The following is a 365-nucleotide window of genomic DNA, read 5'->3' on the forward strand; positions in this document are numbered from 1 at the left end:
GCGGCTTCACCCAGGACGACGCGCACGTCTTCTGCACGGAAGAGCAGATGGCGGCTGAATGCCTGCGCATCAACGATCTCATCCTGTCGGTCTATGAAGACTTCGGCTTCAAGGAAATCGTCGTCAAGCTCTCGACCCGTCCTGAAAAGCGCGTCGGCTCCGACGCTCTCTGGGATCGCGCCGAGGCCGTCATGACCGAAGTGCTGAAGACGATCGAGGAGCAGTCCGAAGGCCGCATCAAGACCGGCATTCTGCCGGGCGAGGGCGCGTTCTATGGTCCGAAGTTCGAATACACGCTGAAGGACGCCATCGGCCGTGAATGGCAGTGCGGCACCACGCAGGTCGACTTCAACCTGCCGGAACGC

General features: G+C 61.4%; 1 protein-coding gene. It reads left to right on the forward strand.

The features are described 5' to 3' along the window. On the forward strand, positions 1-365 hold a 365-nt coding region (locus B3605_RS03975), incomplete at both ends, for an aminoacyl--tRNA ligase-related protein (RefSeq protein WP_349677249.1).

This window comes from Rhizobium sp. UBA1881 (genome assembly GCF_002338015.1).
GTDB lineage: Bacteria > Pseudomonadota > Alphaproteobacteria > Rhizobiales > Rhizobiaceae > Rhizobium.